The following is a 26164-nucleotide window of genomic DNA, read 5'->3' as shown; positions in this document are numbered from 1 at the left end:
CGTCGTCCCCAACCAGATGCAGAGCTCTGCGATGAGCTGCGGGCGCTCAGGCCGCGCCCTTTTGCTTCAGCCGTCGATAGCGCTCGAGCAGACGCTCCCCCTTCGCGGCGATCCACCGCGCCGCCGCCTCGGTCTTCGGCACCGGCTCGCCCCAGGCGTGCGCCGACAGCGCGAAGCGGGTCGGCTCGCCGTGCTTGTCCTGCAGCGCCGGCAGATTGGCCCTTCCATAGAACCGCACCGCCCAGCTGCCCTTGCGGCGCATCTCGGCCGGCGACATCTCCGACGCTTTCTTCATCACGCCGGGCTTGAGATGCGATCCATCGCGGTCGGCGAAGGCCTTACGCCCCGCAGCGGTGAGGCCGCCGTGCGGGTCCTTCTCCGCAGTCTGTCTGGAAGACTTCTGGACTGGAGAGGTTCTGGCCGCCGCTGCCTTGCGCGAGGCTGATCCGGTGCTTTTCTTGTTGGCGGAGGCTTTCCTGGCCGAGGAGCCCGCCCGCCCGGACGACTTTTTCTTGGCCGAGGCTTTCTTCTTGGCAGTCTTCTTCTTGGCGGGGGACTTCTTCTTGGCGGAAGATTTCTTGGCGGTTTTGGCCTTCGCCTTGGACGCCTTGGAGGTCGAGGAGTTGGATGATTTCGATTTCGAGCTCACGGCCATGTTGTCCACCAGATTCGGATAGGGCCGCCCGGCGCTCTTGGCTCGCGCCTTGGCGGCGGATTTCTTGGCCGGCGACAAATGCTTGGACGCCTTGCCGGCGCGCTTGCGGGGATTGCTACGCGACCAGGGTGCCTTCTTGGACGCCTTCTTGGCGCTCTTTGTCTTGGAGGACTTCGGTGCTGATTTGCGCGTCGATTTTGCCATGCCGCACCAACGCCACAACGCCGACTCAGTTTCACGCCGATGTGAGGCGCGCATCATATGCCGCTGTGCGGTTTACTTCGCGGTCCGCGCCGCGCAGTATCGGCCGGGCCGATCCGCGTCGCCGCACAACCGCCGCCGGGAGGAAATCGCAATGAAAGCCGTGTTCGCCAAGCTCGGCAACGACTTCTTCTCCACCATCATCTTCGTGGTGCTGTACTTCTCGACCGGCAATGTCGCGCTGGCCACCATCGTGGCGGTGATCGGCGCCGTCGGCCAGTTCGTCTATGCCCGCGTCAAGGGCTTCCGGCTCGACGTCATGGCCTATGCCAGCGTCGTGATGGTGGTGGTGCTCGGCGGCGCGACGCTGCTGACCAATGATCCGCGCTTCGTGCTGATCAAGCCGAGCATCGGCCACATCGCGGTCGGCGCCATCATGCTGCGGCGCGACTGGATGCTGCGCTACGTGCCGCCGATCGTCGCCACCACGATTCCGGACTATGTGCGGGTGTCGGGCTATCTCTGGGCGGTGCTGATGATCCTGCTCGGCGCCGGCGTCATCGCGGCGGCGTTGACCGGCGACATCAAGGTCTGGACCTTCTATGTGATGGTGATCGCACCCGCCGCCAAGGTTGCGGCGGTGGCGGCGCAGTATCTGGTGTTCCGGCTGGCGATCCGCAGTCGCCGCCGCGCCGAGACCGCCGCGGCCGTGTCGATGGCCGAATAGCGGCGCGCGTTTACCGACGCGGCGTGACCGCGGCGAGTGGCGACGTCACCTGCTGCTGGATTTGCGTGGCCGCCGCCGCGTAACGGCCGTCGCCCTCATAGCTGGCACTGATGCTGCGTGTCCCGGATAGCAGCGCCGAGGTCGTGAAGGCCGCCATGCCGGCCTGATCGAGTCGCAGATGCGCGATGACTACCTCGTCACCGTCACGCAGCGTCACGGCGCCGCCGGGCACGCCGGCCGTGCCGGCGACGGCGACGTTGAAGGTGACGAGACCGCCCGGCGCGATCACCTCGTCCGACGAAGACAGTGTCAGCACCGGCCGAACCAGGATATCGAGCGGCATTTCGGCCGACTGACTTGGCAGCGTGATCAGCGGCATGTAGCCGGTGCTACCGCTGAAATCAGCGCGCAGCATGTGCCGCCCGGGTGCAAGGCCTTCGACGGTGATCTGCGGCTGCGCAACGCTGGTCCAGCCGAGCACCCGCTGCGTGGCCATGTCGTGGAAGGTGATGCGCCCGTCGGGCATGCCGGTGCCGAACGCGGAGACGACCTCGGCGCGCAGATTGACACGGCCCGGCACGTCCGGGTCGGCCACCACCGCCAAGGTGATCGTGGTCCGGTCGGTGAGCACTTCGTATTGGGCGAGCGCGACACCCGGTCGTGCGAACACGAGCAGCATAATTGCCCCAAGCAGGGCTCGCCAGAATGATATCCGCATCTCGAGTCTCCACCATTTGCGGTGAACCTCGGGGCGTCCTCCGAGCAGCATCGTATCAGCTGATCGACACCGCACCACTGGTATCTGTATCCGTAAGAGTGCGGAGGGTTCAGGGCGGCGAACGATCCTGCGCCATCCTGCCCACTGGCGGCGGCCCGGTTCTCAACTATCCTGCGGCCGCGTGGACGCTTTTCACGCCTTGCGCGCATTGTTCGGTCGGGCCGAATTCCACTTCGCGCGAAAACGCTTTAAAGCAGTGTCGCCGGTCTTGTCCCAAGGCTGGCTCAAGGGAGAAACAGATGGCAGTCGACGGAAACTGGAAGATCACCATGAGCACGCCGATGGGCGAGCGGCAGGCCGACCTGACGCTGAAGGCCGACGGCGGCACGCTCACCGGCACGCAATCCGCCGACGGTGACTCGGGCGAGATCTTCGACGGCACCGTGAGCGGCGACGACGTCGCCTGGAAGCTCGACATCACCAACCCGATGCCGCTGACGCTGACCTACACCGGCAAGGTGAGCGGCGACAGCATCTCCGGCGAAATGGGCATCGGCCCGATGGGCTCGTTCCCCTTCACCGGGACCCGCGCGTAAGCACGCTTCAGCACCGCGGTATACAATCTCGACCACGCGGATGCGCCCGACGCGTTCGCGTGGTTTTCATTGACAGAGATGGGCGCGCCTCACGGATCGATCGACCGCGTAGCCTGCTGGGAGGCAGCGATGGACCTGCTTACTTCGCTCGGATTGTTTGCAAGGCCCCTCCCACGCTCGACCGCGATGGTCCGTCTCGGCCTGGCGGCCATGGCTTTTGGCGGCCTAGTGCAGACAGCTGGTGCGCGCGAGCTGCTGCAGCCCGAACCGAAGTGGACGGTCGGCACCGACTTCGCCGACAGCAAGAAGGCCCGTAGCAATCTCAGCGGCGCCGCCTGCGCCCCGACCTCGCCGCCCTTCATGTCCTGCCTTATCGTCAATGACGACAAGAAATACGCCCAGACTTTCAGCATCGAGGGCGCCACACTGCGGCCTGCGCGCGTGGTGCGATTGATGCCGGACGACGTCGAGGGCGATCCGGATGCCGAAGCCGCGGCCTATGATGACGGCTACTTCTACGTCGCCGGCTCGCACGGCCGGCCGCGTCATCATCCCGACACCGGGAATCCGCCGAGCTACACGCTATTCCGGTTTCCGATGAACAGGCAGACGTTGCAACCTGACTTCGTGTCCGATCAGGACGTGAAGGGGCTGGAGGCGACCACGCGGCTGCGCGGCGTATTGGAGACCTTGCCGCCGACCGCCGACAAATACGACAAGCCGCTGGGCGACGGCGGCATCAACATCGAAGGCCTCGCGGTGCGCAAGGGCCGGGTTTATGTCGGCCTGCGCGGCCCGTCGATCGACCGGCACGCTTTCCTCATTTCGGTGGACCGCGACGCGATCTTCACCGACGACAGACCGCTGCAGGCCAGGTCGCACGCTCTCAAACTCGGCAAACACACCGGCATCCGCGACCTGGCCAAGGTCCGCAACGGGCTGCTGGTGCTGTCCGGCCCGGTCAACGACCAGGCGGTCAGGCCGGCAATCTTTCTGTGGGACGATGACGGCGAGTTGCAGAAGCTCGCCGAGCTCGACATCGCGGAAGCCGGCAAGGGCGCGAAGGCCGAGACCCTGCTGGTGCTGCAGGACGACGACAGCGGTCCCCTGCGGGTGCTGGTGATGTTCGACGGACCGGAAAACGGCCACCCGCTGGAATACACGTTGAAGCGCTAGGCGGCGCTGATCGGATTGCATGCGATCACGACGTGCTGCGCGGCAACGCCGGACGGAAGTGATCCACCGGAGCCCTCTACGCTTTCCCGATGCGTCTGCCACGCAGTCCTGTGCAAGCCGACCCGCCCGCCCCAGGCAGTCGTTCCGGGGCGCTCGCGCAGCGAGCGAACCCGGAACCTTGCAGGTGTTAGCACCCGTCCACTCCAATCTCGAGATTCCGGGTTCGCTCACTTCGTGAGCGCCCCGGAATGACGGAGTGTGGCCGGTGCGTGGAGACGTCGCACGAGGACGCGCGCGGGGCTGGGTGCCTGCCCCAAGCCGTCCTGCCCCGCCCCAGGCAGTCGTTCCGGGGCGCTCGCGTCAGCGAGCGAACCCGGAACCTCGCAATTGTCAGCACCCGTCCACTACACTCTCGAGATTCCGGGTTCGCTCACTTCGTGAGGACCCCGAATGACGGAGTGCGTGGCCGGTCCGTGGCGAGGTCCCGTGGAGCCTCAGCCGAGATTCAGTTCCTTGAAGAAGTCATTGCCCTTGTCGTCGACAATGATAAAGGCTGGGAAGTCGACGACATCGATCTTCCAGATCGCCTCCATGCCGAGCTCGGGATATTCCAGCACCTCGACCTTCTTGATGCAGTGCTCGGCGAGGTTCGCCGCGGCGCCGCCGATCGAGCCGAGATAGAAGCCGCCGTACTTCTTGCAGGCCTCGCGCACCGCCGGGGCGCGGTTGCCCTTGGCGACCATCACCATCGAGCCGCCGGCGGCCTGGAACTGATCGACGAACGAATCCATCCGTCCCGCAGTGGTCGGGCCGAAGGCGCCTGAGGCGTAGCCCGCCGGGGTCTTGGCCGGACCGGCGTAGTACACCGGGTGGTTCTTGAAATAGTCCGGCAGCGGCTCGCCGCGATCGAGCCGTTCGCGCAGCTTGGCGTGAGCGGCGTCGCGCGCCACGATCATGGTGCCGGTCAGCGACAGCCGGGTTTTGGTCGGGTACTTGGTCAGGGTCGCCAGGATGTCCTGCATCGGCTGGTTGAGGTCGATCTGCACCACCTCACCGCCCAGCGCCTGCTCGACCTCCGGCAGATACTGCGCCGGATTGTGCTCGAGCTCCTCGAGATAGACACCGTCCTTGGTGATCTTGCCGAGCACCTGGCGGTCGGCCGAGCACGACACGCCGAGCCCGATCGGCAGCGACGCGCCGTGGCGCGGCAACCGGATGACACGGACGTCGTGGCAGAAGTACTTGCCGCCGAACTGCGCGCCGACGCCGAGCGACTGCGTCATCTTCTGAATTTCCTGCTCCATCTCGAGATCGCGGAAGGCGTTGCCGTCCGCCGAACCGTGCGTCGGCAGCGCATCGAGATAGCGCGCCGAAGCCAGCTTCACGGTCTTCATGCACAGCTCGGCCGAGGTGCCGCCGATGACGATCGCGAGGTGATAAGGCGGGCACGCTGCGGTGCCGAGCGTCAGGATCTTCTCCTTCAGGAACGCCAGCAGCCGATCCTTGGTCAACAGCGACGGCGTCGCCTGGAACAGGAAGCTCTTGTTGGCCGAGCCGCCGCCCTTGGCCATGAACATGAACTTGTAGGCGTCATCGCCTTCAGCATAGATCTCGCACTGCGCCGGCATGTTGTTGGCGGTGTTCTTCTCCTCGTACATGGTCAGCGGCGCGACCTGCGAGTAGCGCAGATTGCGGCGCAGATAGGCGTCGCGCGCGCCCTCGCTCAGCGCCGCCTCGTCGTCACCGGCGGTGATGACGTTGCAGCCCTTCTTGCCCATGATGATCGCCGTGCCGGTGTCCTGGCACATCGGCAGCACACCGCCGGCGGCGATGTTGGCGTTCTTCAAGAGGTCGAGCGCCACGAACTTGTCGTTCGGGCTGGCCTCGCTGTCGTCGAGGATCTTGCGCAGCTGCGCCAGATGGCCGGGACGCAGGAACTGGTTGATGTCGACGAACGCCGCCTCCGCCAGCGCCCGCAGCGCCTCCCGCTCGACCACCAGCATGTCCCGGCCCAGCACCTTCTCGACCCGCACGCCGTCGCCGCTGATCTTGCGATACGGCGTGGTGTCGGTCCCAAGCGGAAACAGCGGCGTGTGCTTGTACGGCGGAACCGGGGTGGCGGTGGACGGGATGGCGGTCGGAGCGTTCATGGGCAAGGCCTCGAATGGGGAAATTCGGGGCCCTGTGTAGGGGGTTTTGGCGAGCTTTTGAAGGGTTCAAAATGCTGGATCCCCCCGCGCCCGGGGCGTGCTCACCCTCCTCGCTTAGGGCCCTGTTTCTCCGCATAGGCATCGACCAGGGCCCTGATCATCCGCTGATACGGCACCTTCTGCTTCGCAGCGGCGCGTTTGAAGAAATCGACTGAGCGTTGCGACAGGCTGAGGGTGACCTTGACGTTGTCCTCGCGCAGCACGAGTTGGTCGGGCGATGGTAGAAAGTCATCGACGATCCGCACCCGGCCGATCGACTTGCTGTACTTGACGGTCGATTTATTCATCAGCCGTCCCGCTTTCTTGCCCCATGGACGATATTGAGCACGATGAGTTCGTTGGCAGCAATGTCTATGCGATAGACGATGATATACGGCGGCTCGATCAGTTCGCGCGTCCCTTCGACCAGACCCGGGCGCCCTATGCTGGCGAGCCCCGGCGTTGCCAGACGGTTGACGCGTAACACGATCCGCTCGACGACGATATTTGCTGCACGCGGACTATCCTTGGAGATCCAATTGAAAATATCGTCGAGGTCGCGCCGGGCAGCCTCCCGGACAACCACTTTCACGGGTTGAGACGCCGCTTGAAGTGTGCAGTGAACTCCTCCAGCGAAATCGTTTCAGCATCGACATCAGCGAGCCGCCGACGAACCTCATCGGCCTGCGCGTCGGAGAGTCCGATCTCACTCGAGTCTGACGCTTCCATCGCTATCAAAATGTCCGCGGCGTCTTCCTGACGCTCCGCGGGCCAGCTCAAGACGCGATCCAAAATGTCCTTCATCCGCTCTCTGTTCATGACGTCACCATAGCATTTTCCACCTATTTGTTTAGCCGGAAGAATCACCCGCCGCCGGTAATTCCGGGGCTCGAAGAGAGATGGTCGTCCGATTTTGCATTCCACGCCGGCTTCGCTATGAAGTCGAAGAGGCTTAACTGGGGAGGATGCGATGAAGAGGGTTTCAGCCAGCTTGCCTCGATACGGATCGCGGCGCGCGGCCTGGATCACCGCGATCGCGGTCGCCGCTGTCCTCCTCGCCTCCCCCGCCCGCGCCGATCGCTGCGACGACCTTGCGCAGCAGCTCAAGTCGCAGATCGACGGGGTCAGCATCGGCAAGACCGTCGCCAATTTGATCTATCTGTCGCATCCAGCGGCGAAGTCGTTGCGGCTGGGGTGTCCGAGCCGGACAGTGAAGAACGAGGTATTCGGGATCGCGCCGTCGCGCAAACCGTCGGCGGAATTCCAGGACCTGATCGCGCGCGCGTCGGCGATCGTGTTCACCATTCCCAAGGCCGACACCCTGCGCGGCGTGAAGCGCTGCTTCGGCCGGGTCGGGCTGCTGCGCGGCAACGACGTCAAGTCGCGGTTTCGCCGGCTCGACATGCGCTGCATCCGCGGCAAGACGGATTCCTCGATCTCGGTGTCGCGCGACAAGAGCGAGTAGCGCCGGCCCGCACGACGCCCGGCCCCGTGAGCTGCATTTGAGGCAAATTCGACCGCCGACGGACGCGCAATGTTCACCGGGCGGCGCGATGCTCGCAGCACCCGGTCTTGGGCGCGAACCTGCCTTCACAAGGTGATCGCGGCCGTTGCTGGTGATATTCGCAACCTGCGGGGTTGAATGATGAGCAGCATTTCGAGCGTGTCGTCGACGCCGGTCTCGAAGCCGGCCGCCGAGGCGAGCCCTCCGCCTCCGCCGCCCCCGCCGAGGGACTCCCACGATGCGGCGGCGCAGCCGGTCAAAGCGGCGCTGCCGCCCGGTCAGGGTACCCGGATCGACCAGATCGCATGACGCCCTGCCGCCGGACGCTCGGTGACCAGCCCCGCCGCGCGCGGGGCTTCTCACGTCTGCCGGCGATGTCCCGCTTCAGCCGCTATCGCGGCGGGCCGCCGCTCTGTTAGGCTCAAGCGACGAACCATCGACAGGCGGACATCATGACCGGACTGAAAGTCTGCACCGGCGGCTGCCATTGCGGCCAGGTGCGCTTCGAATGCACCACCGACTTCGCAATGGTCACGGCCTGCAATTGCTCGATCTGCACCAAGAAGGGCCTGCATCTCACCTTCCTGCCGCCGCAGAGCTTTCAGCTCCGGGCCGGTCAGGACAGCCTGAAGGAATATCTGTTCAACCAGCGGGCGATCAGCCACCAGCAATGCGGCGAATGCGGCGTCGAAGTCTTCGCGCGCGGCACGCGGCCCGACGGCAGCGAGGTCATCGCCCTCAACGTCGCTTGCATCGACGGCATCGATCTGGCTTCGCTGAAGATGACGCCGGTGGATGGGAAGAGCCGGTAGCGACGATGCGAGTTACCACCTCCCGTTCCGAGAGGTTGTGCGCTACCGAGAATCACACTCTCATGGGTGTGGGCGTGGTGGGGCGGACAAACCGAGGAGCCCATGGGCTGTAACTGCCCCGTCCATCGCGGCAATCCTGTTACTTATCCAGCGCCTTGTAGTGGCGGAAGATGCCGTCTTCGTTGAACGGGATGCGGCGGTCGCTGGCGAGGTAAGCGGCGATGTTCGGGCGCGCGGCGACGCGGTCGTGCAGGCCGACCAATGCCGGGATCTTGCGCTCGAACTTCTTCATATGTTTCGGAAACGCGTAGCGCAGGCCTTCGATGATCTGAAACAGCGAGAGGTCGGCATAGGTCAATTTGCGACCGGTGACGAACGGGCCGCCGCTGCCGACCATCAGCCGCTCGAAATAGCCGCAGTATTTAGGGACGCGTTCCTTCCGGAATTCAGCCGCGCGCAGTTTTGCCGCGCTCTTCTGGTCTTCGTAGTACAGCGAGGTGCCGATCGGGTGATGAGTGTCGTGCACCTCCTGCACCAAATCGGCAATGGTGAGTTGCAGCTGGTGCACCCACAGCCGGCCGGATTCGGTTTTCGGCGCGAGGCCGTGGCGATCGCCGAGATACATCAGGATGTTGGCGGTCTGACCGATCACCAGCGCGCCGGCTTTGAGGAACGGCGGCGCGAAGGGCGGCGTGCCGGTCTCGGCCTGCATCATCTTCATCATGGTGGAGACGCCGGCCTTGCTTTGGCGTGCGACGTCCACATAGCTGGCGCCGGCTTCTTCTAGCGCCAGGCGAACGAACTCGCCGCGCCCCTGGATGGTCGGCCAGTAGTACAGCTCGTAGCGCGTCGGCATCGGCATCATCCCTCGTCTGGGTCGGCGACAGTCTTCGCCGCCGAGCGTCCGGGGAGTCAATGCGGCTATGCCGGTCCGGTTCACAATCCGGCGCAGCGGCCACGCTATCACCACCGCCCACAAAAAAGCGCCGCGGAAAACTCCGCGGCGCTGCAAGCCTCATGCGGGAGACGAGGCTCAGGTAGTCTGCTGGATCGCCGACAGCTCCCAGTCAGCGCCCGGCCGACGCGCAAAGGTCCAGACTTCGGTGGCTTCGATCGGCGTCTCGCTGCCGGCCACGAGGCGGTTGGTGCCGCGCTCCAGCGTCTTGTCGACCAGCGAGAACCGCATCGCCACCGTGGCGTAGTCGGTATCGCCCTCGCGCCACGCCTCGGCGAGATCGCCCTGCAGCAGCTTGACGTCCGACACCTTGTTGATGTCGTTGTTGGCCTTGTTCTCCGCCAAATCCTTGGCGAAGTACGAAGCCATCTCCGGCGTCGCGAGCTGGTTCAGCCGCTCCTGGTCTTCGTTCGACCAAGCCGCCTGGATGTCGCCGAGCAGGCGTTCGAACGCCTCATAGTCCTCCGGCTTGATCTCGAGCGGCGGCTGGTTCGGCGCGCTGCCGCCACCGAAGCCGAAGCCGGACCGATAGGCAGGAGCCGCCTCGGCGCCCGGGCCCACGGTCGGGCCGGTGCCCGCGCCAGTGTTGGCATAGGCCGGCGCCGGCTGCGGGTTGTTCCGCCGCTGCCACCACGACCACGCCAGCCGCGCGACGACGACGACCAGGATGACCTGCAGCAGCAAGCCGATGATCGAGGCGAAGCCGCCGAGGCCGGACATGAAGCCGCCGCCGAACAGCATGCCGAGCAGGCCGGCGCCGAGGAAGCCGGCGGCGAGGCCGCCGAGCATGCCCATGCCGGGCCGGTTGAAGAAGCCGCCCTTGGCGGCCGCGCCGGCTGCCGGCGCGCCCATGCCGGGGCTGCCCGGCTGCGTCATGGTGCGGTTGAACGGCTGAGCGGCACCCGGCGCCGTCGGCGTCGCCTTCGGGGCCGAAAACGTGCGCGAACCGCGCGATCCGGAATTACCGCCGCCGCCGATGCGAGCTTCTGCCGCCGACGACAGCGCGAGCGCCAGCGGCATGGCCAATGACAGGGTCACGGCCAAAGCGGCGACGGCGCCACGCGTGCGATGCAAAAAGTTCATTGGTTTCCCTCGATTCCCCGGCATGGGGAAAGCCCCCTCAAAATGGGCAGCGGCGGGAAAAAGTGAAGGATGCGCAACGCCGCAGGGGCCGTCGCAACCTGCGGCCCTCGGTCGCGGGACACAAGACACGCCCGCTCGGCCAGGCGGCAAAGCGACGTCGGCCGGTCGTCGAAGCGAGAAGAAAGCGCCGACCTGGGCGGGACCGGCGCTCGTTATCCTGTCGATAAAGCCCGCCCGCAGGCCTCAGAGCTGCAACGCCCAGTCTGCCACCTGCCAGCGCAATTGCCCGCGGTCGGACACGATCCGGCCGAGCCCCGGGAACGGCATATGCGTGGCGGCGATCAGCGCGCCCTCCGACGCGGCGCGCGGGAAGAAGCGGTCGCGCATCGCCTGCGCCGCCGCGCGATCCTGCTCGAACAGGAAGGCCACGTCAGTCGCACCCGGATGCACCACCGGAAACACCATGTCGGACACCATGATCAGGCTCTGGCCGCCGTCCTCGATCCGCACGCCGATATGGCCCGGCGTGTGTCCGGTGAGATCGACGATCGAGACGCCGCGCACGATCTCACGTTCGCCGTCGATCGCCTGGAGCTTCGGATAAAGCCGCACGACGTCTTGCGCCATGCGAAAGCTGGGCTGAAGAAAGTCCGGCGCACCATTGGCGTTCGCGGGATCGCTCCAATGCCTGACGTCGCGCCGGTCAACGTAGAGTTCTGCCTTCGGATAGTTGTTCTTTCCGTCGACGATCAGTCCGCCCATGTGGTCCTTATCCATGTGCGTGACGATCACCGCGTCGATCTGGTCGCGCTGCAGACCAAGGGCGCCGAGTGCCTGCGGCAGCGAGCCGGTCTGGCCGATCGATCCGGCCGGTCCGGCATCGATCAGGATGCGGCGCTCGCCATCTTCGACCAAATACTGGTTGAACAGAAACCGCACGCCGCTCGGCCGGGCGGTGTGCTGCGCCGCCGCGGCCTGTTCGACCTGCTCGGGCGAGCGGCCCGGGAAGAAGGTGTAGGGCATGTCCGCATAGCCGTTGGTCAGCGCCGTCACGGTGAAGCGGCCGATCTTGATCTGCGCCAGCGGCGTAACGCTGACCGGCTTCGCGGACGACGTGCCCGGCGTGGCGGCGAGCACGGGCGGCAGACCGCCGCCGATCAGGCCGCCTCCCACAAGGCTGCCTCCGAGAAGACCACTGGCGAAGCTACGGCGCGACAGGTGAGGCATTGGCGCTCTCTTGTTTTTGACATCGCGGGAGCCGGCCGGCATCCCTCATGGGGATGCTAGGACAACCAAAAATGGCAGAGTATCTTGCCGTTTTGAGAGTCAGCCTCCCGATTTTCGGAAGGATGCGATGGATCGATTCGACGCAATGTCGGTGCTGCTCGCCGTTGTCGATGCCGGTAGTCTCTCGGCCGGCGCGCGGCGGCTGCACGCGCCGCTCGCGACGGTCAGCCGCAAGATCGGCGAACTTGAAAAGCACCTTGGCGTCCGCCTGGTACTACGCACCAGCCGCGGCCTCACTTTGACGGAGGAAGGGCGTGCCTTCGTCACCGCCTCACGCCGCATCCTCGAGGATTTGGACACGGCGGAGCGGCAGGCCGCCGGCGACTATGGCGCGCTACGCGGCGGCTGCACGTCACCGCGCCGGTCGCGTTCGGCGAGCGGCACCTGTTGCCGATCGCATTGGACTTTCTGAAGCAACAGCCGGAGATCAATCTGCGCCTGACCCTCGCCGACAGGCGGGTCAGTCTTGTCGACGAGCAGGTCGACGTTGCGTTGGGGATCGGCCATCTGGCGGACAGTGCCCTGATCGCGATACGCGTCGGCAGCGTGCGGCGGGTGTTGTGCGCGAGCCCGGACTATCTGGCCGAGCGCGGCGTGCCGCGTCAGCCGGACGATCTCGCAGCCCATGACGGCATCAGCTTCCAGGGCTTTGCGACCGCGCCGGAATGGCGCTATCGGCGAGACAGCGCCGCCTTCGCGGTCGATCCGCGCCCCAAGCTTGCCGTCAACACCACCGAGGCCGCGATCCAGGCAGCGCTCGCAGGCGTCGGCATCATCCGTGTGCTGTCCTATCAGGTCTCCGAGCAGCTGAGCTCCGGACAGCTACAGGAACTTCTTCCCGAGTTCGCACCGGAGCCGCTGCCAGTGAACTTGATCCATGCGCCGGCCATGCCGCTGCCGCTGAAAGTCCGCAGCTTCCTCGACTGGACCGCCCCCCGCCTGCGCACGCGTCTGGCGGCGTAGCGCGATCGCTTCCGCAGCTATTCGGATTGCGTAGCTCGCCACAAATTCCGTCATGGCCGGGCTTGTCCCGGCCATCCACGCCTTTTCTGCATTTCCGGCAGTCAGGCGTGGATGCCCGGCACAAGGCCGGGCATGACGCGTGGAAACGTGCGTGGCTGATCCAGAGGGCGGATGCTGGATCGGTCCAGAAGTGCCCGCACGGCTTAGTTCGGCGCCATCGTCTCTTTCACCTTCGCGACCAACGCGCTGAGCGCAAACGGTTTGGCCAGGAAGGCGAACTGTTCGTTTTCCGGCAGGCTCTTTTCGAACGCGTCTTCGGCGTAGCCTGAGACGAAGATGATCTTGAGATCCGGATTCCTGCCGCGCATCGCTTTCAGCAGCGTCGGGCCGTCCATCTCGGGCATCACCACGTCGGACACGACGAGGTCGACGGCGCCGCCATTGGCGTCGAACTCTTCCAGCGCCTCGATGCCGTTGGAGGCTTCGATCACCTCGTAGCCGCGCGAGCGCAGGCCGCGGGCGTTGAGCGAGCGCAGGCCCTCTTCGTCCTCGACCAGCAGGATGGTGCCCTGCCCGGTCATATCGCCGCGCGGCTTGGCTGCGGCGGCCGGTGCGGCGGCTTCGGCCGTGGAGCCGCTGACCGCCGGCACTTCCGGCTGCGGCTCGGCGGCCGCTTCGTGGCGCGGCAGGAAGATCTGGAAGGTGGTGCCCTTGCCGAGCTCGCTGTCGACGTAGACGAAGCCGCCGGTCTGCTTGATGATGCCGTACACGGTCGACAGGCCGAGGCCGGTGCCCTTGCCGACTTCCTTGGTCGAGAAGAACGGCTCGAAGATCTTGTCGACGATGTCGGCCGGAATGCCGGTGCCGGAATCGCTGACTTCGATGCGGACGTAGTCGGCGGCCGGCATGCCTTTGTGGGCGATCTGCGCGACGTCGGCGGCGGCGATATTCGAGGTTCGGATCGTCAGCCTGCCGCCATGGGGCATCGCGTCGCGGGCGTTGACGGCGAGATTGACGATCACCTGCTCGAATTGCGAGACGTCGGCCTTGGTGCGCCACAAATCGCGGCCGTGCTGCATCTCCAGCGTGATCTTCTCGCCGATCAGCCGCTTCAGCAGCCGGTCGATATCGGTCAGCGCCTCGCCGAGATCGAGCACCTGCGGCCGCAAGGTTTGTTTGCGCGAGAACGCCAGCAGCTGCCGCACCAGCGTCGCGGCGCGGGTGGCGTTCTGCTTGATCTGCATGATGTCCTGGAACGACGGATCGGTCGGCTTGTGGGCGTTCAGCAGGAAATCGTTGGCCATCATGATGGCGGACAGCACGTTGTTGAAGTCGTGCGCGATGCCGCCGGCGAGCTGGCCGATGGTGTCCATCTTCTGCGCCTGGTTGACCTGGTTCTCCAGCGCGCGGCGCTCGGTGGTTTCGAGCAGATAGACGATCGCCGCCTCGGCATCGCCGTCGTCGGCGACCGCGGTGACGAAGAACTGGCCCCAGCGCTCCTTGGCGCCGTCGAGCATCACCTCGACCGGCGCGATGTCCGCCTGGCCCTGCGCGGCCTGATCAATCGCGGCGCCGAGCGTGGCGCGGTCGCGGGTCGAGACCGCGGTGAGCACCGATTTCGCCGCGCCGCCCGACGGATCGAGGCTCTGCGCCAGCTTGGCGAAGCGGGCATTGGCCCGCACCACCGCGCCGGCCTTGTCGACGGTGGCGATCGCCATCGGGGTGTGATCGAAGAACCGCATGAAGCGGATCTCGGCAGCGCGCTGCGGATCGAGCCGCTCGTCGCGGGCCCGGCTGATCACCAGCGTGCGCGACGCGCCTGGCGTGCCGTCGGCGCCAAAGGCGAGCTTGTGATACAGCCGCACCGGCATGGTCTTGCCGCTGCGCATCTTCAGGTCGATGTCGAAGACTTCGGTCTTGACCTCGCCCGGCTCGGGCACGATCGAGGTCAGCAGCGCCGAGCCGTCGCCGGACACGATGTCGCCGAGCTTCAGCCCGCCGGAGCCGATTTCGGCGAGGTCGTGGTCGAGCCAGTTCGCCAGCGTGGCATTGACGTAGACCAGGTTACCGCCGGCATCGACCGAGAAGAAGCCGCAGGGAGCGTGGTCGAGATATTCGATGGCGTGCTGCAGTTCCTGAAACACGTCTTCCTGGTGCTCGCGGTCGCGCGTGATGTCGGCGATCGACCACACCGTCTGCTTCGCCTCGCGCTTGCCCGAGCCGAGCGGCCGCACCCGCAGCCGCATCCAGCGCCCGGCCGCGCCGCCGGCGCCGGCGACCCGCACCTCTTCCTGCAGCCGCTTGCCCTCGCGCGCCGCCTTCAAAAGACGGAACACCGCTTCGGACACATCCGGATTGCCGATAAACACCCGCTCGACCGGACGCACATCCTGCATCGAGCCGGCGCCGGTCAGCGTCAGATAGGCCGGATTGGCATAGACGACGTGGCCGCGCGGATCAGTGACCGCGATGCCGTCGGTGGAGCCTTCCGAGACCGCGCGCAGCACCGGATCGGCGGCGGCGCGATCGGCGAAGCCGACGATGCCGGCCGCAAAGGCGAACAGCATGAACAGCCCGACCATCGCCAGCAGCGCCAGCAGGCCTAAAATATATGGCTGCGCCTCGGCCCGGCCGAGCGTCATGAAGGCCACCGCGGCGGCGACGATGGCGCCGGCCACCAGCAGCACCAGCGCGATGCTGCCGCTGCGGCGCGCCGGCTCCGTGGACGAAGCCTGCTGGTCGTTGATGGTCATGGTCACCGAACCGATCCCTTGCCTGCCGGCGCAGCGGCGGCCAGCCCCCACCTGCCTGAATCGGAGCCGCCCGCGCAAGTACAACCTGGCACAAAGCCGCTGGATTGGCGGCTTTGCCGGAGCCGCCCTCGGCCACACCCCGGCCCCGCGATCGGGTTCCGGAATGCGCCACGCGCCGCCGCGCCGCACCGCCCGATCATTGGCTCAGCCTCGCCGCGCGAACAGGTTGCGTTTCAGGTTCATCACATAGCCGATCACCTCGGCGACCGCCTGATAGTGCTCGACCGGGATCTCCGCGTCGATCTCGACGGTGGCGTAAAGCGCGCGGGCCAGCGGCACGTTCTCGACGATCGGCACATTGTTGGCCTTGGCGACTTCGCGAATCTTGAACGCCACCGCGTCGACGCCCTTGGCGACGCAGATCGGCGCCTGCATCCCGCGCTCGTATTTCAGCGCCACCGAAAAATGCGTCGGGTTGGTGATCACCACCGAGGCGCCGGGCACCGCCGCCATCATGCGCTTCTTCATCCGCTGATAACGGATCTGCCGGATGCGGCCCTTGATGTGCGGGTCGCCTTCCGACTGCTTGAACTCTTCCTTGACCTCCTGCAGCGACATCTTCTGCCGCTCGTGCCAGGTGCGATACTGGAAGAAGTAATCGCCCGCCGCCACGAAGGCGAGCGCGCCGGCGACCGCACCCATCAGCTTCAGTGTCAGCGAAACGGTGACGGCGAGCAGCGCGGTGACGTCCATCTGCAGCAGCGCGTCAAGCCGGTCGCGCTCCGGATACAGCACCGCCACCATGATCACGCCGAGCGCGATGACCTTGAACAGCCCCTTGAGGAAGTTGGCGATCGCCTGCTTGCCGAACAACCGTTTGGCGCCTTCCAGCGGCGACAGCTTGCTGAATTTCGGCTTCAGCCCCTCGGTCGAGAACACCAGGCGATGCTGGATCAGGTTGCTGCCGATCGCCACCAGCGCCAGCAGCAACAGCGGCACGCCGAGCACCGAGATCATCATGTACAGCAGGCTCTTGGTCAGCGCCATCAGGCCGGCGCCATCGACCTTGAGCATCCACGATTTCTCGATCAAGGCCTTCATCGGCCCGGCGACGCCGGTGCCGATCGAGCCGGAGAACGACGACACCAGCAGCGTCGCGCCGGCGATCACGAACCAGGTATTAACCTCCTGGCTCTTGGCGACGTCGCCGCGTTGCAGCGCATCGTCGAGCTTCTTTTGTGTCGGTTCTTGTTGTTTCTCTTCGTCGTTATCGTCGGCCATCGCTCAGCCCGCCCGATCCGAAAGGCTCAGTTCGGCGTCAGCTCGCGCATCACCCCGCCGAAATAGCCGACAAAGACGCCCATCAGCGTGGTGATCACCGCGCCGAGAATGATGAAGCCGATCATGATCGAGAGCGGCACGCCGACGAAATACACCTGCATCTGCGGCATCAGCCGGGCCAGAATGCCGAGCCCGATGTTGAACACCAGGCCGAACACCAGAAACGGCGCGGCGAGCTGCATACCGATCTTGAACGACGCCGCGAACGCACGCGTCGCCAGCGCAGCGACATCGCCGCTGCTCAGCAGTTCGCCGGGCGCGAAGATCTTGTAGCTGTCGCTCAGGGCCTGAATGACCAGATAATGCGAATCCGTGGCGAACAGCATGGTGACGCCGAGAATGGTCAGGAAATTGCCGATCAGCATCCCCTGCTGACCCTGGGTGGGATCGATCGCGGTGACGAAGCCGAGTCCGAGTTGCTGGGCGATCACCGAGCCGGCGACCTGGAGCGCCGAAAGCGTCACACGTGCGGTGGCGCCGAGCACGATGCCGATGATGATCTCCTGCACCATCAGCACCAGCAGGGGCGTCAGCGACGACATGTCCACCTGATAGGCGGCGCGGTGCAGCGGCAGGATGATCAGCGTCAGCGCCAGCGCGATCGACAGCTTGATGCGGGTCGGGATGTTGGTCTCGCCCAGCGTCGGCAGCAGCATCACCATCGCGCCGACGCGCGCGAACACCAGCATGAAGGCGGCGCCGAGCGCAGGCAGGAACGAGATGTCGATGCGCATGGCGGGATTCTGTGTCGGGACTGGAGGCGCCGCCGGCGACGTCAGGCCGCGCGGCGTGAGCCGCCGCGGACGCTGCGTACCGGCGGCAGGCGCGGGCCCCGATCATGCGTCAACCGCCGGTGATTCGCGACGAGATCCGCAGCATTTCGGCGTGCAACTGGTCAGCCATGAACGGCAGCGTCAGCACCAGCGTGATGAAGATGGCGATGATCTTCGGCACAAACACGAGAGTCTGTTCCTGGATCTGCGTCAGCGCCTGCACCAGCGACACCGCGACGCCGACCACCAGGCCGACCACCATCAGCGGCGCCGAGACGATGACGATCGTCCAGATCGCGTCACGCGCGACATCGAGGGTTTCGGGACCGGTCATAAGTTGTCTTTCTCTGATGCTGCGTCATTGCGAGGAGCGTAGCGACGAAGCAATCCAGCTCAGTGCACCGCGTCTGGATTGCTTCGCGGAGCCTGTGCCCGGACGGCGCAAAGCGCCGATCCGGGTGCTCGCAATGACGAGAGTTTGCAATTGGATCAAAGACGGCAAAGCCTCAGATCGGCATCCGCAGGATTTCTTCGTAGGACTGGATCACGCGGTCGCGCACCGACACCAGGGTCGAGACCGCGACGTCGGTTTCGGCGACCGCGGTCACCACGTCCATGATGTTCGACTTGCCGTTGGCCATCGCGACGGTCTGCGCGTCCGACTTGCGGCCGGCGTCGAGCACGCTGCCCATCGCGTCCTTCACCAGCGCGGCGAATGACGGGCCGTTGTCGGTCGGCTTGCCGGCGCCGGCCGGATTGGCGAGCCGGGCGAGGCTCGCATAGGCGTTGGCTGCGGAAATCGGGGATGCCATCGGGGTCTCCTAACGAAACGGGCTCAGAACCCGTTCAGGCCTTGAGGATGTCGAGGGTGCGCTGGATCATCCGGCGCGTCGCGCTGATGACGTTGAGGTTGGCTTCGTAGGACCGCTGCGCATTGCGCATGTCGGCCATTTCGATCACCGAATTAACGTTCGGATATTTGACGTGGCCGGTCGCGTCCGCCGCCGGATTGGTCGGCTCGTATTTGACCAGGAACGACGAGGTGTCCGGCTTGATCCGGCCGAGCGCGACGGTGCGCGCATCGAGCGTGCGGTCGAGCGTCGAGGTGAAGGTCGGGACCTTGCGGCGATACGGATCGCCGCCCGCCGTCTGCGCGGTGGAATCGACGTTGGCGATGTTCTCCGAAATCACCCGCATCCGCCCGGACTGCGCGCGCAGCCCGGAGGTGGCGATGCCCATAGTCCTGGCGAAATCGCCGGCGTCGTCGGCCATGGTTCAGGCTCCTCTGAGCGGTCAGCGCTTGCCGATCGCGGTCTTGAGCAGACCGAGACTGCGGCTGTAAAGCGAGGTGGCGGCGGCGTAGTCCATCTGGTTGGCCGACACCTTCATCATCTGGTCCTCGAGATTGACGGCATTGCCGGCGGGCCTCGTCTGGAATCCGACCCGTCGATCATCGGCGAAGGAGGTGGTGCCGCCTGGCGGTTTCAGATGCGACGCGCTGGTCGTCATCATCGGCAGCGATCCGCTGGCGGCGGGACCGGTCAGGTGACCGCCGCCGTCGAACTTCGGCGCCACCAGATCGCGCGGCTGGAAGTTGGGCGTGTCGGAGTTCGAAACGTTTTCGGCCAGCACCTTTTGCCGCTCCTGATGCCATTGCATCTTGGTGCGCAGCGCCGCCAGCATAGGAAGATCGTTGATCGCCATCGCCGCCCCCCTCCCGGTCGCCCGCGGTACGACTCCGCCGGGAGTAGGCAGAATTTGCCGGGCACATGGTTAACGGCCGGTTAAGATTGGTTACGAAAGCCTTGCCGGTCCGTTACCATGACGTCGACGGCGTGGCAGCTCGGCGGCGGTATGCAGCGAAATGGACGATTTCGGTCCCATGAGTCGTGGACGATGAGAAAAACGGGATAGCAGTTCCTGCCGCTGCTTATTAAGAAGGATTAAGAAGCGCGCCGCTCGTCGTCGGCGTTGTCCCGTTTTGGGCCGCTGCCGAGACGGCACCGCCGACGCGTTACTCCGGGGATCGAGCATGCCGCAGCCATTGATGTTCTTTTTTGCGTTTCTGGCCGTCCTGGCGATGATCGGCGCCGCCGCGTGGCTGGTTCGTCGGTTCGCCGGCAACCGACTCGGCGCAAGCACCAAAAGCGGACGGATGCCGCGTCTGGCGGTGATCGACGCCGCGGCGGTCGACGGCCGGCGCCGGCTGGTGCTGGTCCGCCGCGACAATATCGAGCATCTGCTGATGATCGGCGGTCCGAGCGACATCGTGGTCGAGAGCAACATCGTACGCGCCGCTCCGGCGCGCGACGCTGGGCGCCCCGGTCTTGGAGTCGAACCGAGGCTTACCACGCCGGATTGGGACGCCGATGCCGGCGCCGAGGCCCAAGAGCCATCGCTGCCCGAACTGCCGCCGCGCCCCACCCGGCCTTCGTTCGCCGACGAACCCCGACGCCCGGGCCCGCCCGCTATGCCGGCGCGCCGCGCCAGCGAATTCCCGGCCCCGGATCCGTTTGCCGGTCTGGCGCCGGAGCCGACGGTGCGCCCCGACGCGGCCGGCCGGTCGGAGCCGAGGGCAGAGATTCGCCCCGAGCCGCGGGCCGAGACTCGTGAGCCCCGCCTCGAGCCGGCGCCGCGACCACGTCCCGACCCGCTGATGCCGCGTCCGCCGCGGCCCGAACTGCCGAAGGCGCCGCTCCGTGCCGAGCGCCCAATACCGCCCGCTCCGCCGGCGCCCCCGGCCGCGCCGACTCCGGCCGCTTCGCCGCAACCGGCCGCCCCGTCCCAGCCGCAGCCGTCATCCGCAGCGGTTTCGGCCGATCAGAATCTGGCCGAAATGGCCAACCGGCTCGAAGCCGCGCTGCGCCGTCCGGCGGACGCGCCGGCCGCTGCGCCAACGGCCCCCGAGCCTCCGGCCCGCCTGGCGGCGCGCGCGCCCGAGCCGCCACGGCCTGAGCCGCATCCCGAGCCGCCAGCCGCCGCGGCGCCGACCAAGTCCGGCTTCGAAAGCCTCGAAGACGAGATGGCGTCGCTGCTGGGCCGTCCGAAGACGCCTACGTGAGCTGGCCGGCCCACCCGCGTAGAGTTTTCCATGTCCTCGCCGTCCTGATCGCCAGCATCGTCGCGCTGGCGACGCCGGCGTTTGCGCAGGATGTCAGCATCAATTTCGGCGCCGGCGGCGGCACCGGCGTCACCGAGCGCGCCATCCAGCTGATCGCGCTGCTGACGGTGCTGTCGATCGCGCCGTCGATCCTGATCATGATGACGTCGTTCACGCGAATCGTCGTCGTGCTGTCGCTGCTGCGCACCGCCCTCGGCACCGCGACCGCGCCGCCCAACGCCGTGATCATCGCGCTGGCGCTGTTCCTCACTGCCTTCGTGATGGGACCGACGCTGCAGAAATCTTACGACGATGGCATCAAGCCGCTGATCGCCAACGAGATGACCGTCGAGGACGCGCTGGTCCGCGCGTCGGGGCCGCTCCGGGTCTTCATGCAGAAGAACGTGCGCGAGAAGGATCTCAAGCTGTTCCTCGACCTCTCCGGCGAGGCTCCGCCGGCGACGCCCGAGGACCTGTCGCTGCGCATCCTGATGCCGGCCTTCATGATCTCGGAATTGAAGCGCGCATTCGAGATCGGCTTTCTGCTGTTTCTACCATTCCTGATCATCGACCTGGTCGTCGCCTCGGTCCTGATGTCCATGGGCATGATGATGCTGCCGCCGGTCGTGGTGTCGCTGCCGTTCAAGCTGATCTTTTTCGTCCTGGTCGACGGCTGGTCGCTGGTGGCGGGCAGTTTGGTGCAGAGCTATTCGGGCAGCGGGTAGTCGACGGCATCGGTCGGCGACGACATCGTTGAGCACGCGCCGAGAAGCGTCTCGATTGCCGCCTCAGCGGTTGCGTGGTCGCCAGGCTGGGACAGTTGGGCGGCGTAGTAGGCCGTCACGGCGTGCAAGGCTGCTCGTAGGTCAGGAGCCGAAGCCGTAGGCAATTTTCTGATCGACTCTGCCAGCATTGCCAGTTCGACCTGTTCGGCACGAAGCTCCGCGTGCTTGACCGTGTCGCGGAGATCTCCCGGAAGGCACGGCGACGACACGGTTTTCAACTGCCGCCGGATGGCCCGCATCGGCTGCACGATCTCGCTGCGCCACGCGGCGACGGTCTCGTCGAGCAATGCCACCTCACGCTCACCGATGCCGATGCCAAGTTTCGATCCGCCATACAGGCAGATCAGCAGCACATTGACGTCGACACCAAACTCGTCCTGCAGCCGCAGACAGGCCGGCTGCACCCCGGCGCGGCCGTAGATGTCGAGCGCGAAGGTCCAATGCGGCCCGTCGAGGTCCGTCGGCTCGGTCACCGGCAATGCCCCCGAGCTCATTCGGCGGAGTCGGCTGGTTTGGCGACGACGTCCATCTTCGCTCCGCTCCAGCGCCGGGAGAGACCGGCATCGATTCCAAACAGATCGAGTGTCCGGCTCAGCGTATGGTCGACGATCTCGTCGATGCTCTGCGGCCTGATGTAGAACGCCGGCACCGGCGGCATCACGATAGCCCCCATCTCGGTCAGCGCAGTCATGGTGCGCAGGTGACCGAGGTGCAACGGCGTTTCCCGGACCAGAAGGACCAGACGACGCCGCTCCTTCAGCACCACGTCCGCCGCCCGCGTCAGCAGCGAGGACGTCACGCCGCTGGCGATCTCCGACATCGAGCGGATTGAACACGGGGCGATGATCATTCCCGCCGTGGGGAACGAGCCGCTCGAGATTGACGCACCGATGTCGTCGACCTGATGCACAACGCTGGCCCTCGCACGAACGTCGGACACCTTCAGATCAGTTTCATGAGCGAGCGTCACCTGCGCCGAGCGCGTCATCACCAGATGGCTCTCGATCCCTAGCGTTGCGAGAACGTCAAGTAACCGGATCCCGAGAACGATGCCCGACGCGCCGCTGATACCGACGACAATGGGCATTGATGCAGTTGCCATCAACGCCTCAGAGAGGTTCGCATTCGAACGTGGATGGATAGCACCAGGGACAGGCCTGCTCCGCGGTGCGGCCCAGCGGATCCCACTGCGGCAGGCTGTCCCACACGGCCTCCCCCGCCGCTTGGGCGCGCTGGTTCAGCTCGGCGAAATTGATTCCAGGAATGATGCCGTTTTCCATCCGCACCACGCCGTCAACAATCACCGTGTCGACATCGTCACCCACGCCGCACTCGACGAGACTCTTGACCGGGTCGCGTACCGGGCCGTAGCGCAGCGAATTGCGGCCGGACAGATCGATGATCACGATATCGGCGAGCGCTCCCGGCGCCAGCCGTCCGAGATCGTCGCGGCCAACCGACATGGCGCCGCCCAACGTTGCGGCCTCGAGCGCTTCGCCGGCAGTCGCGGCGAGGTAGGTCTCGCTCATGATCTTGCCCAGATAGGACGCCGTCCGCATGTTCATGATCATGTCGCGCGGATACGTATCCGAGCCGATCGAGATGTTCACGCCGGCGTCGCGATAGCGCTGCCAACTATCCAGCGTGCGCGAGCGCCGCACGATGTTGATCGGGCAATGCGAGATGCTGACGCCGGCGTCGCCCATCAGGCGCAGATCGTTCTTGCGGGCGAAGTTGAGGTTGGCGTTGTCCGAGATGAAGTTGCCGTGGCCGATGTTCAGCGTCGGCCGCAGCATGCCGAGGCTGTCGAGCAGCTCGATCGGCGTCATCATGTATTCACGCACGGTCTCGTGGAATTCGATCACGCTATAGGCGGCGTGGGTAGCCATCGGCAGATTGAGTTCGTCGGCGAGCTCGCGGGTCCGTCGCAAAAGTTCGAGGCTCGCAGTCTCGACTTCGCGCGGCACCAGGATCCCTCGGACGCGCCCTTCGGCGGCACCGTCGTTGCGGGCGATCCAGTCGACTGCGACATCGAGGCCGTCGATGCCGAGCTGATCGTCGCGGATGCGCTTGAGGCGGCCCTGCTCGTCGCCGACCCAGCGACCGCAATCATAGCCGGGGGCCAGATAGGCGCGGGTGCCGAGCCGCGTCACTTCCGCCAGCAGCGCATCCTGCACTTTCAACTGACTGCCGAACTCCACGAAGGTGGTGACGCCGTTGCGCAGCAATTCGGCCACCGTGAAGGTGGCGTTGAGCGCGAACGCCGCTTCGGCACCCGGATCGCCGTGCTTCAGATAGCGGGGATCGCCGCTGACCGTCTTGCCTTCCTTGGGCACGCTGATTTCGAGAAACGGCTGGCCGTAATACATCGGCCGGCCGGTGTCGGAAATCAGCCGGTGCGAGGCGCGATGACCGGAATGCACGTGGGTATCGATGAAGCCGGGCGTCACCAGCTTGCCCTTCGCATCGATGGTGCTGTCGACATGCCCCTCGAAGGCTTTTCCCACATAGACGATACGATTGCCCTCGAACACCAGCACGGCGTCGCGCAACAGCGTATGCCGCCCCTTGTCGTGCCCGACGATCCAACCGGCCTCGATCTTCGTACGCATCAGATCACCGTTCCTTCGGAAGGTTGCGACGGCGTTGCCGGCGGCGCCGCCGAGCGCGAGCGGACGGCCGGTCTCATCTGCCAGAGCCCGACCAGCGCCAGCAGGACGAAGCCGATAATCTCGGCCGTCACGTTGGGCACGATCAGCAGCACGCCGCCGGCGAAGAGGATGCCCCGCATCGCCAGCGAAAGCCGTCCCAGCGCGAACCCGCCCGAGGCCGCCGCGGTCGCACAAACTCCGATCACGGCGGTGCCGACGGTGCGGAAATTATCCAGCGCAGTGCCTTGCAGCAGCAGCGAAGGATCCGCCACGAAGGCGAACGGAATGATGAAGCCCGGGACGGCGAGACCGAACGCGATCAGCCCCGTGGTCCACAGCGATCCACCGCTCACCCCCGCGGCCGCATAGGCGGCCAGCGCCACGGGCGGCGTCACCATCGACAGAACCGCGAAGTAGAAGATGAACAGGTGAGCCTCGAGCGCCGGTACGCCGAGATTCTGCAATGCAGGGCCGACCAGGATGGCGGCGACCAGATAGGCGGCGGCGGTGGGCATACCCATGCCGAACACCAAAGTCAGCAGCATCGCGCCGATCAGCGAGACGAACAGCGAATTGCCCGCGATCTCCAGCAGCCAGCGCTCCAGATGCAACGCCATCCCGGTGTGCACCAGGACCCCGACGATGATCCCGGCGACGGCGGACGGGATCGCCACCTCGGCGGCGCTGCGCCCTCCGGCCGCCAAAGCGGCGTAGATATCGGCCGGCTTGAGCCGCGTCGTCGAGCGAAGCCAACTGACGATGACGATCGCGACCGCGGTGATCGCACCGACACGCATCAGCGAATATTGCGACGTCAGCAAATACACCATCAGCGCGAGCGGCAGCAGGACATGCCAGCGCTCCTTCAAGCCCCGCCAGGATTCCGCAAGCGGAAGATCACGGGTCGGCACCAGGCCGTGGCGCCGCGAATAGGCATCGACCAGAACGTAGAGCGACAGATAGAACAGCACCGCCGGCACGATGGCCGCATAGGCGACCGTCCCATAGGTGACGCCGACGATATCCGCCAGGATGAACGCGGCCGCGCCCATCACCGGCGGTGCGAGCTGGCCTCCCGTCGAGGCGGTCGCTTCCGTCGCACCGGCAAAATTGCGGCTGAAGCCGGTGCGGCGCATCAACGGAATAGTGACCACGCCGGTCATCAGCACGTTGGCGACGGCGCTGCCAGACACCGTGCCGAACAAGCCCGACGACACGATACTCGCCTTGGCGGCTCCGCCCCAGGCGCGGCCGGTCGCGCAATAGGCGAGATCGACGAACAGGCGGCCGGCGCCGGAGCGCTCCAGGAACGCACCGACGATGACGAAGTAGAACACCATATTGGCCGAGGCCGAGATCGGCGTACCGAAGATTCCCTGCCCGGACAGCAGCTGAAGATCGATAAAGCGCTTCAGCGACATGCCCCTGTTGTCGAACGGAGCGGGCAGATAGGGTCCCAGAAACACGTAGAGGATGAACAGCACCGCGAGCGACATCAGCACGGTGCCCGCAATTCGCCGCGCCGCTTCGAGCAGCAGCAGGATCAGCACGATGCCGAACACGTAGTCCGCCGCGTAGACCGGATCGACGCCCTCGATCCGCTCGGCCACGCGCGCGCCCTGCATGTAGAAATAGCTCGCTGAGGCGAGCGCGAGGACGGCGCACAACACGTCGATCAGCGGGACGTCGTCCCCTTCCTTGCGTCGGCCGCGAACGCCGACCATCAGATAGGCGATGGACGTCGTTGCGCCGACGTGAGCCGCGAGCAGCGACAATTCGTACATCGCCCGGCTGGCGAACACCGGGATGAACTGCACGATCGCGAGCGCAATCGCGATCAGACCCAACAGAAGCCGTGCATGGCGTGCAGACAGCGTCATCTTCGCGCTCTCGAC

28 protein-coding genes and 1 pseudogene are annotated in these 26164 nt (G+C 65.9%); 9 read left to right on the top strand and 20 right to left on the bottom strand.

Features of this window, described 5'->3' with window-relative positions:
* Positions 1-46: 46 nt before the first annotated feature.
* A complete protein-coding gene (locus tag D4Q52_RS05790; RefSeq protein ID WP_119855599.1) occupies positions 47-859 on the bottom strand; it encodes a DUF6321 domain-containing protein in 813 nt (270 codons plus the stop codon).
* 151 nt (positions 860-1010) lie between these two features.
* On the opposite strand from D4Q52_RS05790, the gene D4Q52_RS05785 reads away from it, so the two are divergent.
* Positions 1011-1583 carry an inner membrane-spanning protein YciB gene (locus D4Q52_RS05785; RefSeq protein ID WP_119855598.1) on the top strand — a complete coding sequence of 191 codons (573 nt, stop codon included), beginning with the start codon at positions 1011-1013 and terminating at the stop codon, positions 1581-1583.
* Positions 1584-1593: 10 nt separating this feature from the next.
* On the opposite strand, the gene D4Q52_RS05780 is transcribed toward D4Q52_RS05785, so the two are convergent.
* On the bottom strand, positions 1594-2262 hold the full coding sequence (locus D4Q52_RS05780) for an Ig-like domain-containing protein (protein WP_234831089.1): 669 nt from the start codon (positions 2260-2262) through the stop codon (positions 1594-1596).
* A 338-nt stretch (positions 2263-2600) separates the two neighbouring features.
* On the opposite strand from D4Q52_RS05780, the gene D4Q52_RS05775 reads away from it, so the two are divergent.
* Together D4Q52_RS05775 and D4Q52_RS05770 are read left to right on the top strand one after the other, a co-directional pair.
* Entirely contained in the window at positions 2601-2897 is a 297-nt protein-coding gene (locus tag D4Q52_RS05775) for a hypothetical protein (RefSeq protein ID WP_119855596.1), read from the top strand.
* A gap of 129 nt (positions 2898-3026) precedes the next feature.
* On the top strand, positions 3027-4073 hold the full coding sequence (locus tag D4Q52_RS05770) for a DUF3616 domain-containing protein (protein WP_182915241.1): 1047 nt from the start codon (positions 3027-3029) through the stop codon (positions 4071-4073).
* 494 nt (positions 4074-4567) lie between these two features.
* On the opposite strand, the gene D4Q52_RS05765 is transcribed toward D4Q52_RS05770, so the two are convergent.
* From D4Q52_RS05765 to D4Q52_RS05750, 4 genes are all read right to left on the bottom strand, one after another.
* Positions 4568-6223 (bottom strand): fumarate hydratase, encoded by a 1656-nt coding sequence (locus tag D4Q52_RS05765; RefSeq protein ID WP_119855594.1) that lies wholly within the window; start codon positions 6221-6223, stop codon positions 4568-4570.
* Between the two features lie 101 nt (positions 6224-6324).
* Complete coding sequence (locus D4Q52_RS05760) at positions 6325-6570, bottom strand: hypothetical protein (protein WP_119855593.1); 246 nt, start codon at positions 6568-6570, stop codon at positions 6325-6327.
* On the bottom strand, positions 6570-6854 hold the full coding sequence (locus D4Q52_RS05755; RefSeq protein ID WP_119855592.1) for a type II toxin-antitoxin system RelE/ParE family toxin: 285 nt from the start codon (positions 6852-6854) through the stop codon (positions 6570-6572). The genes D4Q52_RS05760 and D4Q52_RS05755 overlap by 1 nt, the downstream gene beginning before the upstream one ends.
* A complete protein-coding gene (locus D4Q52_RS05750) occupies positions 6851-7066 on the bottom strand; it encodes a hypothetical protein (RefSeq protein WP_234831088.1) in 216 nt (71 codons plus the stop codon). Before D4Q52_RS05750 ends, D4Q52_RS05755 begins: the two co-directional genes overlap by 4 nt.
* A 166-nt stretch (positions 7067-7232) precedes the next feature.
* On the opposite strand from D4Q52_RS05750, the gene D4Q52_RS05745 reads away from it, so the two are divergent.
* The 3 genes from D4Q52_RS05745 (at position 7233) to D4Q52_RS05740 (ending at position 8578) form a co-directional block, all read left to right on the top strand.
* The gene (locus D4Q52_RS05745; RefSeq protein WP_119855590.1) at positions 7233-7727 is read left to right on the top strand and encodes a hypothetical protein; all 495 of its coding nucleotides are present in this window, start codon (positions 7233-7235) and stop codon (positions 7725-7727) included.
* A 180-nt stretch (positions 7728-7907) separates the two neighbouring features.
* Positions 7908-8075: a hypothetical protein gene (locus D4Q52_RS26415; protein WP_182915240.1), complete on the top strand. Its 168-nt coding sequence runs from the start codon at positions 7908-7910 to the stop codon at positions 8073-8075.
* Between the two features lie 143 nt (positions 8076-8218).
* Positions 8219-8578 (top strand): GFA family protein, encoded by a 360-nt coding sequence (locus D4Q52_RS05740; RefSeq protein ID WP_119855589.1) that lies wholly within the window; start codon positions 8219-8221, stop codon positions 8576-8578.
* Between the two features lie 139 nt (positions 8579-8717).
* On the opposite strand, the gene D4Q52_RS05735 is transcribed toward D4Q52_RS05740, so the two are convergent.
* From D4Q52_RS05735 to D4Q52_RS05725, 3 genes are all read right to left on the bottom strand, one after another.
* A complete protein-coding gene (locus D4Q52_RS05735; RefSeq protein ID WP_119855666.1) occupies positions 8718-9434 on the bottom strand; it encodes a glutathione S-transferase family protein in 717 nt (238 codons plus the stop codon).
* Between the two features lie 177 nt (positions 9435-9611).
* Positions 9612-10616, bottom strand: a complete 1005-nt coding sequence (locus D4Q52_RS05730; protein WP_119855588.1) for a Tim44 domain-containing protein — start codon at positions 10614-10616, stop codon at positions 9612-9614.
* 243 nt (positions 10617-10859) lie between these two features.
* Positions 10860-11843 (bottom strand): MBL fold metallo-hydrolase, encoded by a 984-nt coding sequence (locus tag D4Q52_RS05725; RefSeq protein WP_119855587.1) that lies wholly within the window; start codon positions 11841-11843, stop codon positions 10860-10862.
* Positions 11844-11970: 127 nt separating this feature from the next.
* Here D4Q52_RS05725 and D4Q52_RS05720 point away from each other — a divergent pair.
* Positions 11971-12866: pseudogene (locus D4Q52_RS05720) on the top strand (LysR family transcriptional regulator).
* Positions 12867-13069: 203 nt separating this feature from the next.
* Here the strand turns inward: D4Q52_RS05720 and cckA are convergent.
* The 7 genes from cckA to flgB all read right to left on the bottom strand — a co-directional run bounded on the left by cckA (position 13070) and on the right by flgB (position 19437).
* Positions 13070-15619 (bottom strand): cell cycle histidine kinase CckA, encoded by a 2550-nt coding sequence (gene cckA / locus D4Q52_RS05715; RefSeq protein WP_234831094.1) that lies wholly within the window; start codon positions 15617-15619, stop codon positions 13070-13072.
* 204 nt (positions 15620-15823) lie between these two features.
* The gene (flhB, locus tag D4Q52_RS05710) at positions 15824-16900 is read right to left on the bottom strand and encodes a flagellar biosynthesis protein FlhB (protein WP_119855585.1); all 1077 of its coding nucleotides are present in this window, start codon (positions 16898-16900) and stop codon (positions 15824-15826) included.
* A 26-nt stretch (positions 16901-16926) separates the two neighbouring features.
* On the bottom strand, positions 16927-17694 hold the full coding sequence (gene fliR / locus D4Q52_RS05705) for a flagellar biosynthetic protein FliR (RefSeq protein WP_119855584.1): 768 nt from the start codon (positions 17692-17694) through the stop codon (positions 16927-16929).
* A gap of 109 nt (positions 17695-17803) precedes the next feature.
* On the bottom strand, positions 17804-18067 hold the full coding sequence (gene fliQ, locus D4Q52_RS05700) for a flagellar biosynthesis protein FliQ (RefSeq protein WP_119855583.1): 264 nt from the start codon (positions 18065-18067) through the stop codon (positions 17804-17806).
* Between the two features lie 172 nt (positions 18068-18239).
* On the bottom strand, positions 18240-18545 hold the full coding sequence (gene fliE, locus D4Q52_RS05695; protein ID WP_119855582.1) for a flagellar hook-basal body complex protein FliE: 306 nt from the start codon (positions 18543-18545) through the stop codon (positions 18240-18242).
* Positions 18546-18579: 34 nt separating this feature from the next.
* Positions 18580-19005, bottom strand: a complete 426-nt coding sequence (gene flgC, locus D4Q52_RS05690; RefSeq protein WP_119855581.1) for a flagellar basal body rod protein FlgC — start codon at positions 19003-19005, stop codon at positions 18580-18582.
* A 21-nt stretch (positions 19006-19026) separates the two neighbouring features.
* Positions 19027-19437, bottom strand: a complete 411-nt coding sequence (gene flgB / locus D4Q52_RS05685) for a flagellar basal body rod protein FlgB (RefSeq protein ID WP_119855580.1) — start codon at positions 19435-19437, stop codon at positions 19027-19029.
* A 328-nt stretch (positions 19438-19765) separates the two neighbouring features.
* On the opposite strand from flgB, the gene D4Q52_RS05680 reads away from it, so the two are divergent.
* Entirely contained in the window at positions 19766-20794 is a 1029-nt protein-coding gene (locus D4Q52_RS05680) for a flagellar biosynthetic protein FliO (protein ID WP_119855579.1), read from the top strand.
* On the top strand, positions 20791-21558 hold the full coding sequence (gene fliP / locus D4Q52_RS05675) for a flagellar type III secretion system pore protein FliP (protein WP_119855578.1): 768 nt from the start codon (positions 20791-20793) through the stop codon (positions 21556-21558). The genes D4Q52_RS05680 and fliP overlap by 4 nt, the downstream gene beginning before the upstream one ends.
* Here the strand turns inward: fliP and D4Q52_RS05670 are convergent.
* From D4Q52_RS05670 to D4Q52_RS05655, 4 genes are read right to left on the bottom strand one after another with little or no spacing between them, the layout of a single operon-like run.
* Positions 21540-22091 carry a TIGR02444 family protein gene (locus D4Q52_RS05670; RefSeq protein ID WP_182915239.1) on the bottom strand — a complete coding sequence of 184 codons (552 nt, stop codon included), beginning with the start codon at positions 22089-22091 and terminating at the stop codon, positions 21540-21542. The two genes, fliP and D4Q52_RS05670, sit on opposite strands and share 19 nt — an antisense overlap.
* Positions 22092-22108: 17 nt before the next feature.
* Positions 22109-22720: a UbiX family flavin prenyltransferase gene (locus D4Q52_RS05665; protein ID WP_234831093.1), complete on the bottom strand. Its 612-nt coding sequence runs from the start codon at positions 22718-22720 to the stop codon at positions 22109-22111.
* A gap of 7 nt (positions 22721-22727) precedes the next feature.
* Complete coding sequence (locus tag D4Q52_RS05660) at positions 22728-24230, bottom strand: chlorohydrolase family protein (RefSeq protein ID WP_119855575.1); 1503 nt, start codon at positions 24228-24230, stop codon at positions 22728-22730.
* Positions 24230-26149 carry a TRAP transporter permease gene (locus tag D4Q52_RS05655; protein WP_119855574.1) on the bottom strand — a complete coding sequence of 640 codons (1920 nt, stop codon included), beginning with the start codon at positions 26147-26149 and terminating at the stop codon, positions 24230-24232. Before D4Q52_RS05655 ends, D4Q52_RS05660 begins: the two co-directional genes overlap by 1 nt.
* Between the last annotated feature and the right edge of the window lie 15 nt (positions 26150-26164).

The sequence above is a fragment of the Rhodopseudomonas palustris genome (genome assembly GCF_003591005.1).
GTDB classification, from domain to species: domain Bacteria; phylum Pseudomonadota; class Alphaproteobacteria; order Rhizobiales; family Xanthobacteraceae; genus Rhodopseudomonas; species Rhodopseudomonas palustris_K.
Note: the sequence above shows the minus strand (reverse complement) of the source record. Positions and strands in the feature narration are given on the sequence as shown.

Excerpts from the sequence above, each read along its gene's own strand:
- cckA (WP_234831094.1), bottom strand. The coding sequence starts at position 15,619 with ATGACCATCAACGACCAGCAGGCTTCGTCCACGGAGCCGGCGCGCCGC.
- D4Q52_RS05735 (WP_119855666.1), bottom strand. The coding sequence starts at position 9,434 with ATGCCGACGCGCTACGAGCTGTACTACTGGCCGACCATCCAGGGGCGC.
- flhB (WP_119855585.1), bottom strand. The coding sequence starts at position 16,900 with ATGGCCGACGATAACGACGAAGAGAAACAACAAGAACCGACACAAAAG.
- D4Q52_RS05780 (WP_234831089.1), bottom strand. The coding sequence starts at position 2,262 with ATGCTGCTCGTGTTCGCACGACCGGGTGTCGCGCTCGCCCAATACGAA.
- D4Q52_RS05745 (WP_119855590.1), top strand. The coding sequence starts at position 7,233 with ATGAAGAGGGTTTCAGCCAGCTTGCCTCGATACGGATCGCGGCGCGCG.
- D4Q52_RS05730 (WP_119855588.1), bottom strand. The coding sequence starts at position 10,616 with ATGAACTTTTTGCATCGCACGCGTGGCGCCGTCGCCGCTTTGGCCGTG.
- D4Q52_RS05680 (WP_119855579.1), top strand. The coding sequence starts at position 19,766 with ATGCCGCAGCCATTGATGTTCTTTTTTGCGTTTCTGGCCGTCCTGGCG.
- fliQ (WP_119855583.1), bottom strand. The coding sequence starts at position 18,067 with ATGACCGGTCCCGAAACCCTCGATGTCGCGCGTGACGCGATCTGGACG.
- D4Q52_RS05790 (WP_119855599.1), bottom strand. The coding sequence starts at position 859 with ATGGCAAAATCGACGCGCAAATCAGCACCGAAGTCCTCCAAGACAAAG.
- D4Q52_RS05760 (WP_119855593.1), bottom strand. The coding sequence starts at position 6,570 with ATGAATAAATCGACCGTCAAGTACAGCAAGTCGATCGGCCGGGTGCGG.
- flgC (WP_119855581.1), bottom strand. The coding sequence starts at position 19,005 with ATGGCCGACGACGCCGGCGATTTCGCCAGGACTATGGGCATCGCCACC.
- D4Q52_RS05750 (WP_234831088.1), bottom strand. The coding sequence starts at position 7,066 with ATGAAGGACATTTTGGATCGCGTCTTGAGCTGGCCCGCGGAGCGTCAG.
- D4Q52_RS26415 (WP_182915240.1), top strand. The coding sequence starts at position 7,908 with ATGAGCAGCATTTCGAGCGTGTCGTCGACGCCGGTCTCGAAGCCGGCC.
- flgB (WP_119855580.1), bottom strand. The coding sequence starts at position 19,437 with ATGGCGATCAACGATCTTCCTATGCTGGCGGCGCTGCGCACCAAGATG.
- D4Q52_RS05740 (WP_119855589.1), top strand. The coding sequence starts at position 8,219 with ATGACCGGACTGAAAGTCTGCACCGGCGGCTGCCATTGCGGCCAGGTG.
- D4Q52_RS05655 (WP_119855574.1), bottom strand. The coding sequence starts at position 26,149 with ATGACGCTGTCTGCACGCCATGCACGGCTTCTGTTGGGTCTGATCGCG.
- D4Q52_RS05665 (WP_234831093.1), bottom strand. The coding sequence starts at position 22,720 with ATGGCAACTGCATCAATGCCCATTGTCGTCGGTATCAGCGGCGCGTCG.
- D4Q52_RS05770 (WP_182915241.1), top strand. The coding sequence starts at position 3,027 with ATGGACCTGCTTACTTCGCTCGGATTGTTTGCAAGGCCCCTCCCACGC.
- D4Q52_RS05725 (WP_119855587.1), bottom strand. The coding sequence starts at position 11,843 with ATGCCTCACCTGTCGCGCCGTAGCTTCGCCAGTGGTCTTCTCGGAGGC.
- D4Q52_RS05785 (WP_119855598.1), top strand. The coding sequence starts at position 1,011 with ATGAAAGCCGTGTTCGCCAAGCTCGGCAACGACTTCTTCTCCACCATC.
- fliR (WP_119855584.1), bottom strand. The coding sequence starts at position 17,694 with ATGCGCATCGACATCTCGTTCCTGCCTGCGCTCGGCGCCGCCTTCATG.
- D4Q52_RS05765 (WP_119855594.1), bottom strand. The coding sequence starts at position 6,223 with ATGAACGCTCCGACCGCCATCCCGTCCACCGCCACCCCGGTTCCGCCG.
- D4Q52_RS05660 (WP_119855575.1), bottom strand. The coding sequence starts at position 24,230 with ATGCGTACGAAGATCGAGGCCGGTTGGATCGTCGGGCACGACAAGGGG.
- D4Q52_RS05775 (WP_119855596.1), top strand. The coding sequence starts at position 2,601 with ATGGCAGTCGACGGAAACTGGAAGATCACCATGAGCACGCCGATGGGC.
- fliE (WP_119855582.1), bottom strand. The coding sequence starts at position 18,545 with ATGGCATCCCCGATTTCCGCAGCCAACGCCTATGCGAGCCTCGCCCGG.